This is a genomic window from Streptomyces sp. WAC04114 (assembly GCF_019733245.1).
GTDB classification, from domain to species: domain Bacteria; phylum Actinomycetota; class Actinomycetes; order Streptomycetales; family Streptomycetaceae; genus Streptomyces; species Streptomyces massasporeus_A.
Window position 1 is genome coordinate 1 of record NZ_JAIGQA010000079.1, and the last position, 14,931, is coordinate 14,931.

At 69.2% G+C, this 14,931-nt stretch carries 12 protein-coding genes and 2 pseudogenes; 10 read left to right on the forward strand and 4 right to left on the reverse strand.

The window, feature by feature from the left end:
* Window positions 1–126: 126 nt before the first annotated feature.
* The 6 genes from K4G64_RS20915 (at window position 127) to K4G64_RS20940 (ending at window position 7,285) form a co-directional block, all read left to right on the forward strand.
* Window positions 127–1,170 carry an ABC transporter substrate-binding protein gene (locus K4G64_RS20915; protein ID WP_221757548.1) on the forward strand — a complete coding sequence of 348 codons (1,044 nt, stop codon included), beginning with the start codon at window positions 127–129 and terminating at the stop codon, window positions 1,168–1,170.
* Window positions 1,171–1,204: 34 nt separating this feature from the next.
* A complete protein-coding gene (locus K4G64_RS20920) occupies window positions 1,205–2,059 on the forward strand; it encodes a siderophore-interacting protein (RefSeq protein ID WP_221757549.1) in 855 nt (284 codons plus the stop codon).
* A gap of 199 nt (window positions 2,060–2,258) precedes the next feature.
* Window positions 2,259–3,701: a lysine decarboxylase DesA gene (gene desA, locus K4G64_RS20925; protein WP_221757550.1), complete on the forward strand. Its 1,443-nt coding sequence runs from the start codon at window positions 2,259–2,261 to the stop codon at window positions 3,699–3,701.
* Window positions 3,685–4,971, forward strand: a complete 1,287-nt coding sequence (locus tag K4G64_RS20930) for a lysine N(6)-hydroxylase/L-ornithine N(5)-oxygenase family protein (protein ID WP_221757551.1) — start codon at window positions 3,685–3,687, stop codon at window positions 4,969–4,971. The genes desA and K4G64_RS20930 overlap by 17 nt, the downstream gene beginning before the upstream one ends.
* Window positions 4,968–5,519 (forward strand): GNAT family N-acetyltransferase, encoded by a 552-nt coding sequence (locus tag K4G64_RS20935; protein WP_221757552.1) that lies wholly within the window; start codon window positions 4,968–4,970, stop codon window positions 5,517–5,519. Before K4G64_RS20930 ends, K4G64_RS20935 begins: the two co-directional genes overlap by 4 nt.
* Complete coding sequence (locus K4G64_RS20940) at window positions 5,516–7,285, forward strand: IucA/IucC family siderophore biosynthesis protein (RefSeq protein ID WP_221757553.1); 1,770 nt, start codon at window positions 5,516–5,518, stop codon at window positions 7,283–7,285. Before K4G64_RS20935 ends, K4G64_RS20940 begins: the two co-directional genes overlap by 4 nt.
* A 193-nt stretch (window positions 7,286–7,478) precedes the next feature.
* Here the strand turns inward: K4G64_RS20940 and K4G64_RS20945 are convergent, their stop codons facing one another.
* Window positions 7,479–9,062: a beta-N-acetylhexosaminidase gene (locus K4G64_RS20945; RefSeq protein ID WP_221757554.1), complete on the reverse strand. Its 1,584-nt coding sequence runs from the start codon at window positions 9,060–9,062 to the stop codon at window positions 7,479–7,481.
* A 95-nt stretch (window positions 9,063–9,157) separates the two neighbouring features.
* Here K4G64_RS20945 and K4G64_RS20950 point away from each other — a divergent pair.
* Window positions 9,158–10,046: pseudogene (locus K4G64_RS20950) on the forward strand (DUF4429 domain-containing protein).
* A 9-nt stretch (window positions 10,047–10,055) separates the two neighbouring features.
* Here K4G64_RS20950 and K4G64_RS20955 read toward each other — a convergent pair.
* A pseudogene (locus K4G64_RS20955) lies at window positions 10,056–10,295 on the reverse strand (phosphoesterase); the annotation flags it as partial.
* A gap of 182 nt (window positions 10,296–10,477) precedes the next feature.
* Between K4G64_RS20955 and K4G64_RS20960 the strand changes: the two are divergent.
* Together K4G64_RS20960 and glmS are read left to right on the forward strand one after the other, a co-directional pair.
* Window positions 10,478–10,735, forward strand: a complete 258-nt coding sequence (locus K4G64_RS20960; RefSeq protein WP_030838058.1) for a hypothetical protein — start codon at window positions 10,478–10,480, stop codon at window positions 10,733–10,735.
* Window positions 10,736–10,747: 12 nt separating this feature from the next.
* A complete protein-coding gene (glmS, locus tag K4G64_RS20965) occupies window positions 10,748–12,565 on the forward strand; it encodes a glutamine--fructose-6-phosphate transaminase (isomerizing) (RefSeq protein ID WP_221757555.1) in 1,818 nt (605 codons plus the stop codon).
* A 156-nt stretch (window positions 12,566–12,721) separates the two neighbouring features.
* Here the strand turns inward: glmS and K4G64_RS20970 are convergent, their stop codons facing one another.
* Both K4G64_RS20970 and K4G64_RS20975 read right to left on the reverse strand, forming a co-directional pair.
* Window positions 12,722–13,282 (reverse strand): GPR1/FUN34/YaaH family transporter, encoded by a 561-nt coding sequence (locus tag K4G64_RS20970; protein ID WP_221757556.1) that lies wholly within the window; start codon window positions 13,280–13,282, stop codon window positions 12,722–12,724.
* Between the two features lie 150 nt (window positions 13,283–13,432).
* Window positions 13,433–13,960, reverse strand: coding sequence for a universal stress protein (locus K4G64_RS20975; protein ID WP_010047889.1), 528 nt, complete (start codon window positions 13,958–13,960; stop codon window positions 13,433–13,435).
* Between the two features lie 314 nt (window positions 13,961–14,274).
* On the opposite strand from K4G64_RS20975, the gene K4G64_RS20980 reads away from it, so the two are divergent.
* On the forward strand, window positions 14,275–14,607 hold the full coding sequence (locus K4G64_RS20980) for a hypothetical protein (protein WP_142163791.1): 333 nt from the start codon (window positions 14,275–14,277) through the stop codon (window positions 14,605–14,607).
* Window positions 14,608–14,931: the final 324 nt, after the last annotated feature.

The window sequence follows — 14,931 nt, forward strand, 5'->3', positions numbered from 1 at the left end:
CCCCCGGGCACACACCCCCCGCCCCCCTGGACATGATCTCAGGTTAGGCTAACCTAAGCCTCGTTCCAGCCAAGCGGCTGTCAGCCGTGCCCGCAGCGGCTCCGTACGCACGAAAGCGATCCCGTCATGTCGAACGCCCGTACCGCCCGTTACTCCCGCCGCGGCCTGCTCGCCGCCGGTGGTGCTCTCGGGCTCGGCGCCCTCGTGACCGCGTGTGGCAGTGAGGACTCCAAGGACGGCGGCTCGGACGCGAAGGGTGCCAAGAAGTCCGGCCCCTGGTCCTTCAAGGACGACCGCGGCAAGACCGTGAGCCTGGACCACGTTCCCACGAAGATCGTCGCGTTCACCGGCGTCGCCGCCGCCCTGTACGACTACGGCATCGAGGTCACGGGCGTCTTCGGCCCGACCAAGACCAAGGACGGCAAGGCCGACGTCCAGGCCGGCGACATGGACGTCAGCAAGCTGACCGTCTTCGGCAACAGGTTCGACCAGTTCAACGTCGAGCAGTACGCGGCCTTCCAGCCCGAGGTGCTCATCACCACCACCTTCGACTCCGCCGGCAGCCTCTGGTACGTCCCGCTGGCGTCCAAGGACAAGATCGCCAAGCTCGCCCCGAGCGTCGCGCTCTCGGTCTTCGACCGTCAGATGCCGAAGCCGCTGCAGCGCATGGCCGAGCTCGCCGAGTCCCTCGGCGCCGACCTCAAGGCCGCGAAGGTCGTCGACGCGAAGAAGCGCTTCGAGGCCGCCTCCGAGCGACTGCGCAAGGCCGCCAAGTCCCGCCCCGAGATCAAGGTCATGGCTGGTTCCGCCTCCGACGCCATCTTCTACGTCTCCGGCTCCAACTTCTCCATCGACCTGGAGTACTTCAAGGCTCTCGGCGTGAACTTCGTCGAGCCCCCGAAGAAGGCCATGGAGGCCAACGGCGGCTGGTTCGAGAACCTCAGCTGGGAGAACGTCGACAAGTACCCGGCGGACGTCATCATGATGGACGACCGCGCCTCCACCATCCAGCCGGCCGACATCACCGAGGCGACCTGGAAGAAGCTGCCCGCCGTCAAGGCCGGTCAGGTCATCTCGCGTTCGCCCGAGCCCATCCTGTCGTACGACAAGTGCACGCCTCTGGTGGAGAACCTCGCGAAGGCCATCGAGTCGGCCAAGAAGGTCGCCTGACCCCCTCCCCCGTCCTGACGTCCAGGAGCCGCACGTGACTACCGCCGTAGCCGCCCCGTTCCGCTTCTTCTCCCTCCAGGTCGTGCGGACGAGGCGGCTCGGTCCGTCTCTGGTCCGGGTCACCTTCGGGGGACCCGATCTGCACGCCTTCCATTCCGGCGGGCACGATCAGTCCCTGTCGCTGTTCCTGCCGCACCCCGGACAGCCCGAGCCGGTCGTCCCGCTCGAGCTCGGCGACAGCTGGTGGCAGGGCTGGCGTGAACTCCCGGACGACGTACGGGCCGTGATGCGGTCGTACACCCTGCGCGCCCTGCGCCGCGACCCTGACGAGATCGACATCGACTTCGCCCTGCACGGCACCGAGCCGGGCGCCACGGTCCAGGCCGGTCCCGCCTCCCGCTGGGCCGCCCGGGCCGCCGCCGGCGACCGGGTCCTGCTCCTCGGACCGGCCGTCGCCGACAACCGCGCGATCCGGTTCCGGCCGCCCGAGGACACCGACCTCGTCGTCGTCTGGGGCGACGAGACCGCCGTACCGGCCGCCTCGGCCATCGTCGAGGCGCTCCCGGCCGGCACGCGCGCCCGGGTCTGGCTGGAGGTCCCGCACGCCGGCGACATCCAGGACCTGGTGACCGAGGCCGACGCCGAGATCACCTGGCTGGTCCGGGACGAGAGGGGCACCGAGGGGTCCCCCATGGCCCTCGACACCCTCCGTGCCGCCCAACTGCCCGCCGCCGAGCGGCCGTACGTCTGGATCGCCGGCGAGTCCGGGTGCGTGAAGGAGCTGCGCCGCCACTTCGTGCGCGAGCGCGGGATCGACCGCCGCAGAGTGACGTTCGTCGGCTACTGGCGGCGCGGCGTGAGCGAGGAGCAGCTGCGGGCGGAGGCATAGCCGCAGCTCACCGCCACGCCGCGCTGCCGCGGCGCCCTCGCCGTCGAGCCGGTCGGCGCTGAAGTGACACGAGTGATCACTGTCACGGCAGAGTCTGCCCTCACCTCGATCAAGTTAGGTTAGGCTTACCTAAGTTCTGGACGCCGGAGACCCGCCCACCCCGTCCCACACCGGACTGTCCCCACCGGAGGACCCCTACATGCGCTCGCACCTGCTCAATGACACCACCGCGGAGCAGTACCGCCGCTCCGTGACCGACGGAATCGAGCGGGTGGCCGCCAAACTCGCCGCCACCGACCGGCCGTTCACCGGCATCACCGTCGACGCGCTCGCCCCGCGCATCGACGGGATCGACCTCGACCAGCCGCTGCACGACACCGGCGCGGTGCTCGACGAACTGGAGGACGTCTACCTCCGGGACGCGATCTACTTCCACCACCCCCGCTACCTGGCCCACCTCAACTGCCCGGTCGTCATCCCGGCCGTGCTCGGCGAGGCCGTCCTGTCCGCGGTGAACTCCTCCCTGGACACCTGGGACCAGTCGGCCGGCGGCACGCTGATCGAGCGGAAACTGATCGACTGGACGACCGAGCGGATCGGCCTCGGCCCGGCCGCCGACGGGGTGTTCACCTCCGGCGGCACCCAGTCCAACCTCCAGGCGCTGCTGCTGGCCCGCGAGGAGGCCAAGAGCAACGACCTCGCCACACTGCGCATCTTCGCCTCCGAGGTCAGCCACTTCAGCGTGAAGAAGTCCGCGAAGCTGCTCGGGCTCGGCCAGGACGCCGTGGTCTCCATACCCGTCGACCACGACAAGCGCATGCAGACCGTCGCCCTCGCCCGGGAGCTGGAGCGCTGCAAGGAGGCCGGCCTCGTCCCCATGGCCGTCGTCGCCACCGCCGGCACCACCGACTTCGGCTCCATCGACCCGCTGCCCGAGATCGCCGAACTGTGCGAGCAGTTCGGCACCTGGATGCACGTCGACGCCGCCTACGGCTGCGGCCTGCTCGCCTCCCTGAAGCACCGGGACCGCATAGGCGGCATCGAGCGCGCCGACTCGGTCACCGTCGACTACCACAAGTCCTTCTTCCAGCCGGTGAGTTCCTCGGCCGTGCTCGTGCGGGACGCGGCCACACTGCGCCACGCCACCTACCACGCCGAGTACCTCAACCCGCGCCGCATGGTGGAGGAGCGCATCCCCAACCAGGTGGACAAGTCCCTGCAGACCACCCGCCGCTTCGACGCCCTCAAGCTGTGGATGACCCTGCGGACCATGGGCGCCGACGGCATCGGGCAGCTCTTCGACGAGGTGTGCGAGCTGGCCCGGGAGGGCTGGAAGCTGATCACCGCCGACCCGCGCTTCGACGTCGTCGTCGAGCCGAGCCTGTCCACCCTCGTCTTCCGCTACATCCCGGCGGCCGTCACCGACCCCGCCGAGATCGACCGCGCCAACCTCTACGCCCGCAAGGCCCTGTTCGCCTCCGGTGACGCCATCGTCGCGGGCACCAAGGTCGCCGGTCGCCACTACCTGAAGTTCACCCTGCTCAACCCCGAGACGCAGGCGTCCGACATCGCCACCGTCCTCGACCTGATCGCCGGCCACGCCGAGCAGTACCTGGGAGAGTCCCTTGACCGCGCGTCCTGACAACCCGGCCCCTTCTCCTGCGACTCATGACTTCGTGGGGATCGGGCTCGGCCCGTTCAACCTCGGCCTCGCCTGCCTGACCGAGCCGATCGACCAGCTCGAAGGCGTCTTCCTGGAGTCGAAGCCCGACTTCGAGTGGCACGCGGGCATGTTCCTGGACGGCGCCCACCTCCAGACCCCGTTCATGTCGGACCTGGTCACCCTCGCCGACCCGACCTCCCCGTACTCCTTCCTGAACTACCTGAAGGAGAAGGGCCGGCTGTACTCGTTCTACATCCGCGAGAACTTCTACCCGCTGCGCGTCGAGTACGACGACTACTGCCGCTGGGCCGCGGGCAAACTGAGCAGCATCCGCTTCGGCACGACGGTCGCCGAGGTGACGTACGAGGACGAGCTGTACGTCGTGCGGACCACCGCCGGGGACACCTACCGGGCCCGTCGCCTCGTCCTCGGCACCGGCACCCCGCCCCACATACCCGAGGCCTGCCAGGGCCTGGGCGGCGACTTCCTGCACAACTCCCGCTACCTGGAGAGCAAGGCGGAGCTGCAGAAGAAGGACTCGATCACCCTGGTCGGCTCGGGCCAGTCGGCCGCCGAGATCTACTACGACCTGCTCAGCGAGATCGACGTCCACGGCTACCGGCTGAACTGGGTCACCCGCTCCCCGCGCTTCTTCCCGCTGGAGTACACCAAACTCACGCTGGAGATGACCTCCCCGGAGTACGTCGACTACTTCCGCGAGCTGCCCGAGGCGACCCGCTACCGCCTCACGGCCGAGCAGAAGGGCCTGTTCAAGGGCATCGACGGCGACCTCATCAACGAGATCTTCGACCTGCTCTACCAGAAGAACCTCGGCGGCCCGGTCCCCACCCGGCTGCTCACCAACTCCTCGCTGCACAGCGCGCGCTACGAGAACGGCACGTACACGCTCGGCTTCCGGCAGGAGGAGCAGGGCAAGGACTTCGAGCTGGACTCGCAGGGCCTGGTCCTGGCCACCGGCTACAAGTACGCCGAGCCGGAGTTCCTGGCCCCCGTCAAGGACCGCCTGGTCTACGACTCCCAGGGCAACTTCGACGTCGCCCGCAACTACGCGATCGACGTCACCGGCCGGGGCATCTTCCTGCAGAACGCCGGCGTCCACACGCACAGCATCACCAGCCCGGACCTCGGCATGGGCCCCTACCGGAACGCGTACATCATCCGCGAACTGCTCGGCAGCGAGTACTACCCCGTCGAGAAGAGCATCGCGTTCCAGGAGTTCGCCGTATGAGCGCCGGCACCGGCATCGGAACGCTCACCGTCCGCCCGCTCGACCCCCTGAGGGACGCCGAGCTGCTGTACTCCTGGGTCACCCACCCCAAGGCGGCCTACTGGATGATGCAGGACGCGAAACTCCAGGACGTCGAGCGCGAGTACATGCGGATCGCCGCGCACGAGCACCACGACGCCTACATCGGACTGCACGAGGGCCGCCCGGCGTTCCTGATGGAGAAGTACGACCCCCGGTACGTCGAGCTGGAAGGCCTGTACGACCCGGAGCCCGGCGACGTCGGCATGCACTTCCTGGTCGCGCCGACCGACCGGCCGATCCACGGTTTCACCCGCGCCGTCATCACCGCCGTGATGGAGGAGCTGTTCGCCGACCCGCGCACCCGCCGGGTCGTGGTGGAGCCCGATGTGAGCAACAAGGCAGTCCATGCGCTCAACGAGGCCGTCGGCTTCGTGCCCGAGCGCGAGATCGACAAGCCGGAGAAGCGCGCGCTGCTCAGCTTCTGCACGCGCGCACAGTTCCTGGCTGCCCGAGGAGTGGCGATATGACCCTGTCCGACGCGGTGGCACACCTGTCCCCCGAGCGCTGGGACCAGGCGGGCCGCCTGCTGATCCGCAAAGCACTCGCCGAGTTCGCGCACGAGCGGCTGATCACCCCCGAGCAGGACGGCGAGAGCTACGTCGTCCGCAGCGACGACGGCCTGACCACCTACCGCTTCTCCGCCGACCGCCGCGCCCTGGACCACTGGCAGGTCGATGCCGCCTCCATCACCCGCCACCGGGACGGCGCCGAACTCCCGCTCGCCGCGCTGGACTTCTTCATCGAGCTGCAGAAGTCCCTGGGCCTGAGCGACGCCATCCTGCCGGTCTACCTGGAGGAGATCTCCTCCACCCTCTCCGGCACCTGCTACAAGCTCACCAAGCCGAAAGCCACGGCGGCCGAGCTGGCGCGCGGCGACTTCCAGGCCATCGAGACCGGCATGACCGAGGGCCACCCCTGCTTCGTCGCCAACAACGGCCGACTCGGCTTCGGCATCCACGAGTACCTGTCGTACGCACCGGAGACCGCGAGCCCGGTCCGCCTGGTCTGGCTGGCCGCCCACCGCTCACGGGCGGCCTTCACGGCCGGTGTCGGCATCGAGTACGAGTCGTTCCTGCGCGAGGAACTCGGCGCGCACACCGTCGAGCGCTTCCACGGCGTCCTGCGCGACCAGGACCTGGACCCCGCCGACTACCTGTTCATCCCGGTCCACCCCTGGCAGTGGTGGAACAAGCTCAGCGTCACCTTCGCCGCCGAGGTCGCGCGGGGGCACCTGGTGTGCCTGGGCGAGGGCGACGACGAGTACCTCGCCCAGCAGTCCATCCGGACGTTCTTCAACCGGACCAGCCCCGAGAAGCACTACGTCAAGACCGCGCTGTCCGTCATCAACATGGGCTTCATGCGTGGCCTGTCGGCGGCGTACATGGAGGCCACCCCGGCGATCAACGACTGGCTGGCCCAGCTCATCGAGGGCGACCCGGTGCTGAAGTCCACGGGCCTGTCGATCATCCGGGAGCGCGCGGCAGTCGGCTACCGGCACCTGGAGTACGAGCAGGCGACGGACCGCTACTCGCCGTACCGCAAGATGCTCGCCGCGCTGTGGCGGGAGAGCCCGGTGCCCTCGCTCCAGGAGGGCGAGTCCCTGGCCACGATGGCGTCCCTGGTCCACGTCGACCACGAGGGTGCGTCCGTCGCGGGCGCGCTGATCGAGCAGTCGGGGCTCGCCCCGGCGGAGTGGCTGCGCCGCTACCTCCAGGCCTACTTCACGCCCCTCCTGCACAGCTTCTACGCCTACGACCTGGTGTTCATGCCGCACGGCGAGAACGTCATCCTGGTGCTGAAGGACGGGGTCGTGCAGCGCGCGATCTACAAGGACATCGCCGAGGAGATCGCGGTCATGGACCCGGACGCGGTGCTGCCGCCGACGGTCGAGCGGCTGCGCGTGGAGATCCCGGAGGACAAGAAGCTCCTGTCGATCTTCACGGACGTCTTCGACTGCTTCTTCCGCTTCCTCGCGGCGAACCTCGCCACCGAGGGGATCCTGGAGGAGGACGACTTCTGGCACACGGTCGCGGACGTCACCCGCGCCTACCAGGACTCGATGCCCGAACTCGCCGACAAGTTCAAGCAGTACGACATGTTCGCCCCCGAGTTCGCCCTCTCCTGCCTCAACCGCCTCCAACTCCGCAACAACGAACAGATGGTCGACCTGTCGGACCCGTCCGGAGCCCTCCAGCTGGTGGGCAACCTGAGGAATCCCATAGCCGACCTCTGACCCCACAGACAGACGGGCACCCCGGAGTACGGTCCTCCGGGGTGCTCGTCATCGCGCTCCTTTGGGGGCGCGGGGAACGGCGCAGTCTTTTGGGGTCGCGGGGAACTGCGCAGTCTTTAGGGGCGCGGGGAACTGCGCAATCTTCAGGGGCGCGGGGAACTGCGCGACCAGCCCCCACCGGCCCGCAGACGAATCACTGCCCACTCCAAGGAACCTGCGGCGACCGATACCACTCAATCCCCAGCGCATCCCACCGCTCAGCCTGCGCAGCAAGCCGCCCCTTGTACCGCTCCCAGTCATGAGAAGCCGCCGAAGACCACCCCAACTCCGCAACCCCCGGCAACCGCGGAAACGCCATGAACTCCACATGCCCGGAGTTCTCCAGCGTCTCCGACCACATCGGCGCCTCGACACCCCGTACGGCACCCCCCGGCACCCCCGGCAGATACGCCCCGGGATCCCAGTCGTAGGACCGCTTCACCTCAACGAACCCCGCCCACGACAACCCCAGCGGCGTCTCCTTCGTGTACTTCATGTCGAGATACACCCGGTCCGCCGGGGACAGAATCAGCCCGGTCCCACTCTGCGCGGCCTTCACCACCCGGGCCTTCTCCTCGGCGCTGGTGCCGTCCAGCCCCCAGTACTGCGCGAGGGCCCCCTTCGCCGGGGTCGCCCCGGTCAGCTGGTGCCAGCCGACCACCGTCTTGCCGTACTTCGCGACGATCGGCTGCACCCGGTCCATGAACTTCACGTAGTCCTCATGGCTGGTGGAGTGCGCCTCGTCACCGCCGATGTGGAGGTACCGGCCCGGCGTGAGCGCGGCCAGCTCCCGGATCACGTCGTCCACGAAGTCGTACGTGATCTCCTTGCCGGCGCACAGCGAGCTGAAGCCGACCTCGGTGCCGGTGTAGAGCGGCGGCGCGACGCCGTCGCAGTTCAGGTCGGCGTACGAAGCCAGCGCTGCATTCGTGTGGCCGGGCATGTCGATCTCGGGCACGACCTCCAGGAAGCGGGAGGAGGCGTACCGCACGATCTCCCGGTAGTCGGCCTTGGTGTAGAAGCCGCCGGGGCCGCCGCCCACCTCCGTGGAACCGCCGTACGTGGCCAGCCGCGGCCAGGAGTCGATGGCGATGCGCCAGCCCTGGTCGTCGCTGAGGTGCAGATGCAGCTTGTTGATCTTGTAGAGGGCGAGCTGGTCGATGTAACGCTTGACCTGCTCGACGGTGAAGAAGTGGCGGGAGACGTCGAGCATGGCGCCGCGCCAGCCGTAGCGCGGGGTGTCCTTGATCGTGCCGCCGGCGACCAGCCAGGGGCCGGACTGGACGGAGTCCTTCTCGACGGCCGCGGGCAGGAGCTGGCGCAGCGTCTGTACGCCGTGGAAGAGCCCGGCGGGCTTGGCGGCGGTGATGGTGACGCCGCCCCGGCCGCTGTCGAGTCGGTAGCCCTCGACGCCGAACGGGCCGTCGGCCAGGCGCAGTCGGATGCCTCCGGCGCCCTGGGCGGTGACGGGCAGGCGGTAGCCGGTCGAGGGGCGCAGGATCGTCGCGAGGTACTCGCCGACGCCCCGGGCCTCCCGGGGTCCGTCGACGCGGATATGGGTGCCGCGGGTGATCCGGTACGGGGATCCGCCCGGGGTGACCGAGGCGGGTGCGGGGATGACCTGGTCGAGCGGGGTGGGCGATGCCGCCGGTGCGGGAGCGGCCCCGGTCACCGAGGCGGCCATCGCGACCAGCAGCAGGGAACCGAGCAGGCGGAGCGTTCTGCGGTGCTGTCTCACACGGCCATCTCTCACAAGCGTGTCCCTTCCACGAGCCGTTGAGCTCCAAGAGGTCTGGACCACTCTCTCGCGAGACGGGTGGAACAATCCACCCCATGGCGGAAATCATCCAGAAGGACGGTACGTGGGCCTTCGACGGGGACGCGCTGCGACTGACTCCCGGACGGGACAAGAACGTCAGCCTGCTGCGCAAGGAGCTGGGTGAACTGGTCGTCCCGCTGGGGGCGTTGGCGGGCATCTCGCTGGAGCAGGGCAAGAAGTCGGGGCGGCTCAGGCTGCGGCTGCGTGACGGTGCCGACCCGATGCTGCACGCCACCGGCGGCCGGCTCACCGAGCCCCACGACCCGTACCAGCTGATCGTGGAGTCCGACCGCTACGGCGTCGCCGAGTACTTCGTGGACGAGGTCCGCAGCGCGCTGCTCCTGGACCAGGTTCCCGTCGGCCCGGTCGACGCGTATCTGCTGCCGGGACCGTCGGTCCCCCTGTCGGTCTCCGCCGGGGACGGCACCGCCGGCTTCGACGGCGAGCGCATACGCCTGGAGTGGAACTGGAAGACGGAGGACGCCAAGGCCGCAGCCGGCGCCCGCACGCTCGCGCTCGCCGACATCACCGGCGTGGAGTGGCACCCGGCGGCCGGTCTGGAGAACGGCCACCTGCCCTTCACCGTGCGGCACGCGCCCACCAAGACGCCGCCCAAGTACGACCCCAACGCCGTGGAACTGTGGGGTTTCAAGAAGGACCCGCTGATGGCGCTGGTCGCGGCGGCGGTCCAGGCCAGGCTTCCGCACCCGGCCCGGGCCGCCGCCGCCACGCACCCGGTGGACGCGGCGACCGGAGCTGCCTTCTCCTGCGGTCGCGGCCGCCGAGGACGACCACGACGCCCTCCTGCGCCGCCTGCGCGAGCTCGGGGAGCTGCACCGCACGGGCGTGCTGACGGACGACGAGTTCGCCCTGGCCAAACAGGCGGTCCTCAAGCGGATGTAGGACGCGCGGCTACTTCGCCCGGCGGGCCACCGTGAAGTGGTCGACCCGGGACCAGGTGACGGTCTCGTTCTGCTTGCCGCCCTTGACGTTGACGAACGAGGCCACGGACTCCACGTCGTGCTCGTTACCCTCGTACGACAGCGGGGCGCTGAACGCGTAGAGGCTGCGGCCCGCCGCACCGGCCGTCACGTATTCCACGCCGTCGCTCTCGGGGTAGGCCGTGCCGCCGGTGGGGAGCTTCTTGGTGACCTTGTTCCCCGGGAGGTGGAGGTAATCGATGCCTCGGGCAACGGGATTCCGGACGGCCGGTGGACGCGTCACGACAGGCCCTCATGACACGTTCAACGTTCCCCCAAAGATCCCCTCAGGCGCTTGCCCGAAATCGGGCAGAATTCTTGCGAAAGTGTCGCCGGTGCCCCAAGATCTAGCGAGTGCACGACGAACTCGTTGATCATCTGACGCGGTCCACCGCCCTCGGGCGGGGCGAGGCGCTGCGCGTGATCCAGGACGTGCTCGCCTACTTCGACGAGACGACCGAGGAGTACGTCCGTCGCCGCCACCGTGAGCTCCAGGCCCAGGGCCTGGTGAACGCGGCGATCTTCGAGCGGATCGAGGCGGATCTCAAGTACCGCGCGGTGGCCCCGCCGGAGCTCTCGCTCCGGCAGCTGCGGCGCATCGTCTACGGCTAGGAATACGTATACATGTGCGGAATCGTCGGTTACATCGGGAAGCGTGACGTCGCGCCCCTGCTCCTGGAGGGCCTGCAGCGCCTGGAGTACCGCGGCTACGACTCCGCGGGCATCGTCGTCACGTCCCCGAAGACGTCCGGCCTGAAGATGGTCAAGGCCAAGGGCCGCGTCCGCGACCTGGAGGCCAAGGTCCCGGCCCGCTTCAAGGGCACGACCGGCATCGCCCACACCCGCTGGGCCACCCACGGCGCCCCGTCCGACGTCAACGCCCACCCGCACATGTCGGCCGACAACAAGGTCGCCGTGGTGCACAACGGCATCATCGACAACGCCTCCGACCTGCGCCGCAAGCTGGAGGCGGACGGCGTCGAGTTCCTCTCCGAGACCGACACCGAGGTCCTCACCCACCTCATCGCCCGCTCGCAGGCGACCAAGCTGGAGGACAAGGTCCGCGAGACCCTCCGGCTCGTGGAGGGCACGTACGGCATCGCCGTCATGCACGCCGACTTCCCCGACCGGATCGTCGTCGCCCGCAACGGCTCCCCGGTCGTCCTCGGCATCGGCGAGAAGGAGATGTTCGTCGCCTCGGACATCGCCGCGCTGGTCGCCCACACCCGCCAGATCGTCACCCTCGACGACGGCGAGATGGCCACCCTGAAGGCCGACGACTTCCGCACCTACACCACGGAGGGCACCCGCACCACGGCGGAGCCCACCACCGTGGAGTGGGAGGCCGCCTCCTACGACATGGGCGGCCACGACACCTACATGCACAAGGAGATCCACGAGCAGGCCGACGCCGTGGACCGCGTGCTGCGCGGCCGCATCGACGACCGCTTCTCCACCGTGCACCTGGGTGGCCTCAACCTGGACGCCCGCGAGGCCCGGCGGATCCGCCGCGTGAAGATCCTCGGCTGCGGCACCTCGTACCACGCGGGCATGATCGGCGCCCAGATGATCGAGGAGCTGGCCCGCATCCCCGCCGACGCCGAGCCCGCCTCGGAGTTCCGCTACCGCAACGCGGTCGTCGACCCCGACACCCTCTACGTCGCGGTCTCCCAGTCCGGCGAGACCTACGACGTGCTGGCCGCCGTGCAGGAGCTCAAGCGCAAGGGCGCCCGCGTCCTCGGCGTGGTGAACGTGGTCGGCTCGGCGATCGCCCGCGAGGCGGACGGCGGCATCTACGTGCACGCCGGCCCGGAGGTCTGCGTCGTCTCCACCAAGTGCTTCACCAACACCACGGTGGCCTTCGCCCTCCTCGCCCTCCACCTGGGCCGCACCCGTGACCTGTCGGTCCGGGACGGCAAGCGGATCATCGAGGGCCTGCGCAAGCTGCCCGCGCAGATCGCCGAGATCATGAAGCAGGAGGAGGACGTCAAGAAGCTGGCCCAGCAGTTCGCCGAGGCCCGCTCGATGCTCTTCATCGGCCGCGTCCGGGGCTACCCCGTGGCCCGCGAGGCCTCCCTGAAGCTCAAGGAGGTCTCCTACATCCACGCCGAGGCCTACCCCGCCTCGGAGCTCAAGCACGGCCCGCTGGCCCTGATCGAGCCGGCCCTCCCGACGGTCGCGATCGTCCCCGACGACGACCTGCTGGAGAAGAACCGCGCCGCCATGGAGGAGATCAAGGCCCGCAGCGGCAGGATTCTCGCCGTGGCCCACCAGCCCCAGGAGAAGGCCGACGAGACGATCGTCGTCCCCAAGAACGAGGACGAGCTGGACCCGATCCTGATGGGCATCCCGCTCCAGCTGCTGGCCTACCACACGGCCCTCGCCCTGGGCCGCGACATCGACAAGCCGAGGAACCTGGCGAAGTCGGTGACGGTGGAGTAGTCGCCCTTCTTTTGCTTGGGGGCGCGGGGAACTGCGCGAACAACCCCCACGCACCCGCACAGGCCACTCAAACGGGACGGACCCCCACGTGCTGCCACCAAGCACGGGGGGTCCGTTTCATCGCCGGGAAGCCGCCCAACTCCCCAGCCGGCGCAGCTAACCGGTGGCCGTCACACCCCGGCCCGCAGCGCGTCGCGGAATCGCCGTGGGCCAGTGCGCCAGCACCGCGGTCGCCGCGTACCAGGCCACCGCCCCCGCGGCGACGGCGAACCAGCCGCCCACCTTCACGAGCCCGTCGTTGCCGGCGAAACTCGCGATCGCCATGAGCAACAGGGCGACGAAGAACAGCCCGTACACGCCCTGACCGAGCTGGTCCCCGCCCGCAAGCGTCAGGGACAGCGCGACGAGGGCGAACAACAGCAGGAACAACCCTGCCTCGTTGCCGGAGGCGGTGTCGGACACGGCCCAGGTGAACCACAGCGCCCCGAGCACCGAGAACGCCGTACCACCGGCGGCATCACCCTCGCGCAGGGCCACCAGCCCCGCGACGAAGAGCGCAATGCCGCCCACGTACTGGGCGATTGACACGGCGTCAGCGGCGGACACGCCGTCGATCACAGCCGTGTGCCCCAGCCCGAAGGCCAACAGGGTGATTCCCAGGGCGAGTCGACCGACCACGGTCGTGATTCCGCTTCCCGCGGAGACGTCTTTGTCCACGGCGGGCTCCCTTCGTGCATGTGCAGTTGTGCGGTGTTCCGTATATGCCCTTCACAAGAGCACAAACACCTCTACGCGTGAGTAGATTCGCGCGGTGCACAAGGGAGTTGCCGAAGAAGGCCGCTGCGGGAAGCCGCTGCTGCGGGAGCGTCAGGGAATGACGATGACGGGCCGCTGCGCCCGCTTGGCGAGCCGCCCGGCGACCGAGCCGAAGATGCGTCCGACGATGCCGTGGGTGGAGCCGACGACGATCGCGTCGGCCTCGTACTCCCGGCCCACCTCTTCGAGTTCGTGGCAGATGTCGCCGCCGCGCTCGACCAGGATCCAGGGCACCTCGGCGAGGTAGTCCGCACAGGCCAGCTCGAGACCGAGCACCTCGGTGCGGTGGTCCGGCACGTCCACGAACACGGGCGGCTCGCAGCCCGCCCACACCGTGGTCGGCAGCCGGTTGGCGACGTGGACGATGATCAGGCCCGAACCGGAGCGATGGGCCATGCCGATCGCGTACGCCAGGGCGCGCTCACTGGACGTGGAGCCGTCGAAGCCGACGACGACCCCGTGCTTGAAGGCGGGGTCGCAGGAATGGCGTGGCTCTTCCGCCGCCAGGGGCTCGGCCGCCGTGGGATCGGCGACGGGCCGCTTGCGGTCCGCGGGTTCGAAGAATTCGTGACCGGCCATGGCTGTCTCGGCGTTGTGATCCTTATACGGGAGGGACAACAGTGTGCGGCGGAGCTGTGTCCGGGAATGGTCTTCCCAACCCCATACCCCCAAGGGTACGGCGGCACGCCTCCTTAGCCCAGATCCCGCTCACGGTGCGTGCGGGTTCCAGGGAGCATGCACGAGGCACCGCCCGTAACGCAATGGTTGCTGCGCTGTACAGGCGGTTTGCACGGGATTCACGTACCCGTGGGCACGTGGGGCGACCAGGGCCGCCAGTGACCGACGCGCGGGCCACGCGTTGATCTCCGTGAGTCACGCCACAGGGAGCACCCATGTCCGCACCACGCCCCGCCGCCGAGGCGGACCGCGCGACCCCGCCGCCGCGGGACACCGCGACGGATGTGGTTCGCTGGGCTGCCTTCAGCTGCCTGCTCGTCCCGGTGGTGCTCCTCGGCTACGGCGCCTCTCTGGCCGGCGCCGCCGGTACCGCCCTCGGGCTCGCCGCCGTCACGGGCGCCTGCCGGGTGCTGCTGCGCCAGTCCGAGCGCGGTGCGGCCCGGCTCGCGGCCGAGGACCGGGCACCCCACCGGGGCCGGCGTCACCGCACCGGAACGGGGTCGCACCGCGGCGGACGGCACACCGGAGGGGATACACCGGTCGTCTGACCGGTTTCCGCGCACACGCACGTCGGTTTCAAGCCAACTTCTCATAGTGGCGCATCCCCCGGTCCAACCACCCCCCAACCCCCGTTCGACCTGCACGGAAAGGACCTCAGGGGGTCCGCGCACCCTACGTGGATTGGCCACCGCGACAAGGCGCACTTCCCTGCACGCCCCACGAGTGCAACGCTTCGTGATCGAATGCTTCACGCCAAGTTGCCAAGTCGACAATGCGCCGGATGACTAACCGGCCACTTCGGCACGACGGCACACAGTAGATTCGATCTTGACTGTCTACGGCGGGGGACTCGTGCAGGACCGAGGGGAAAC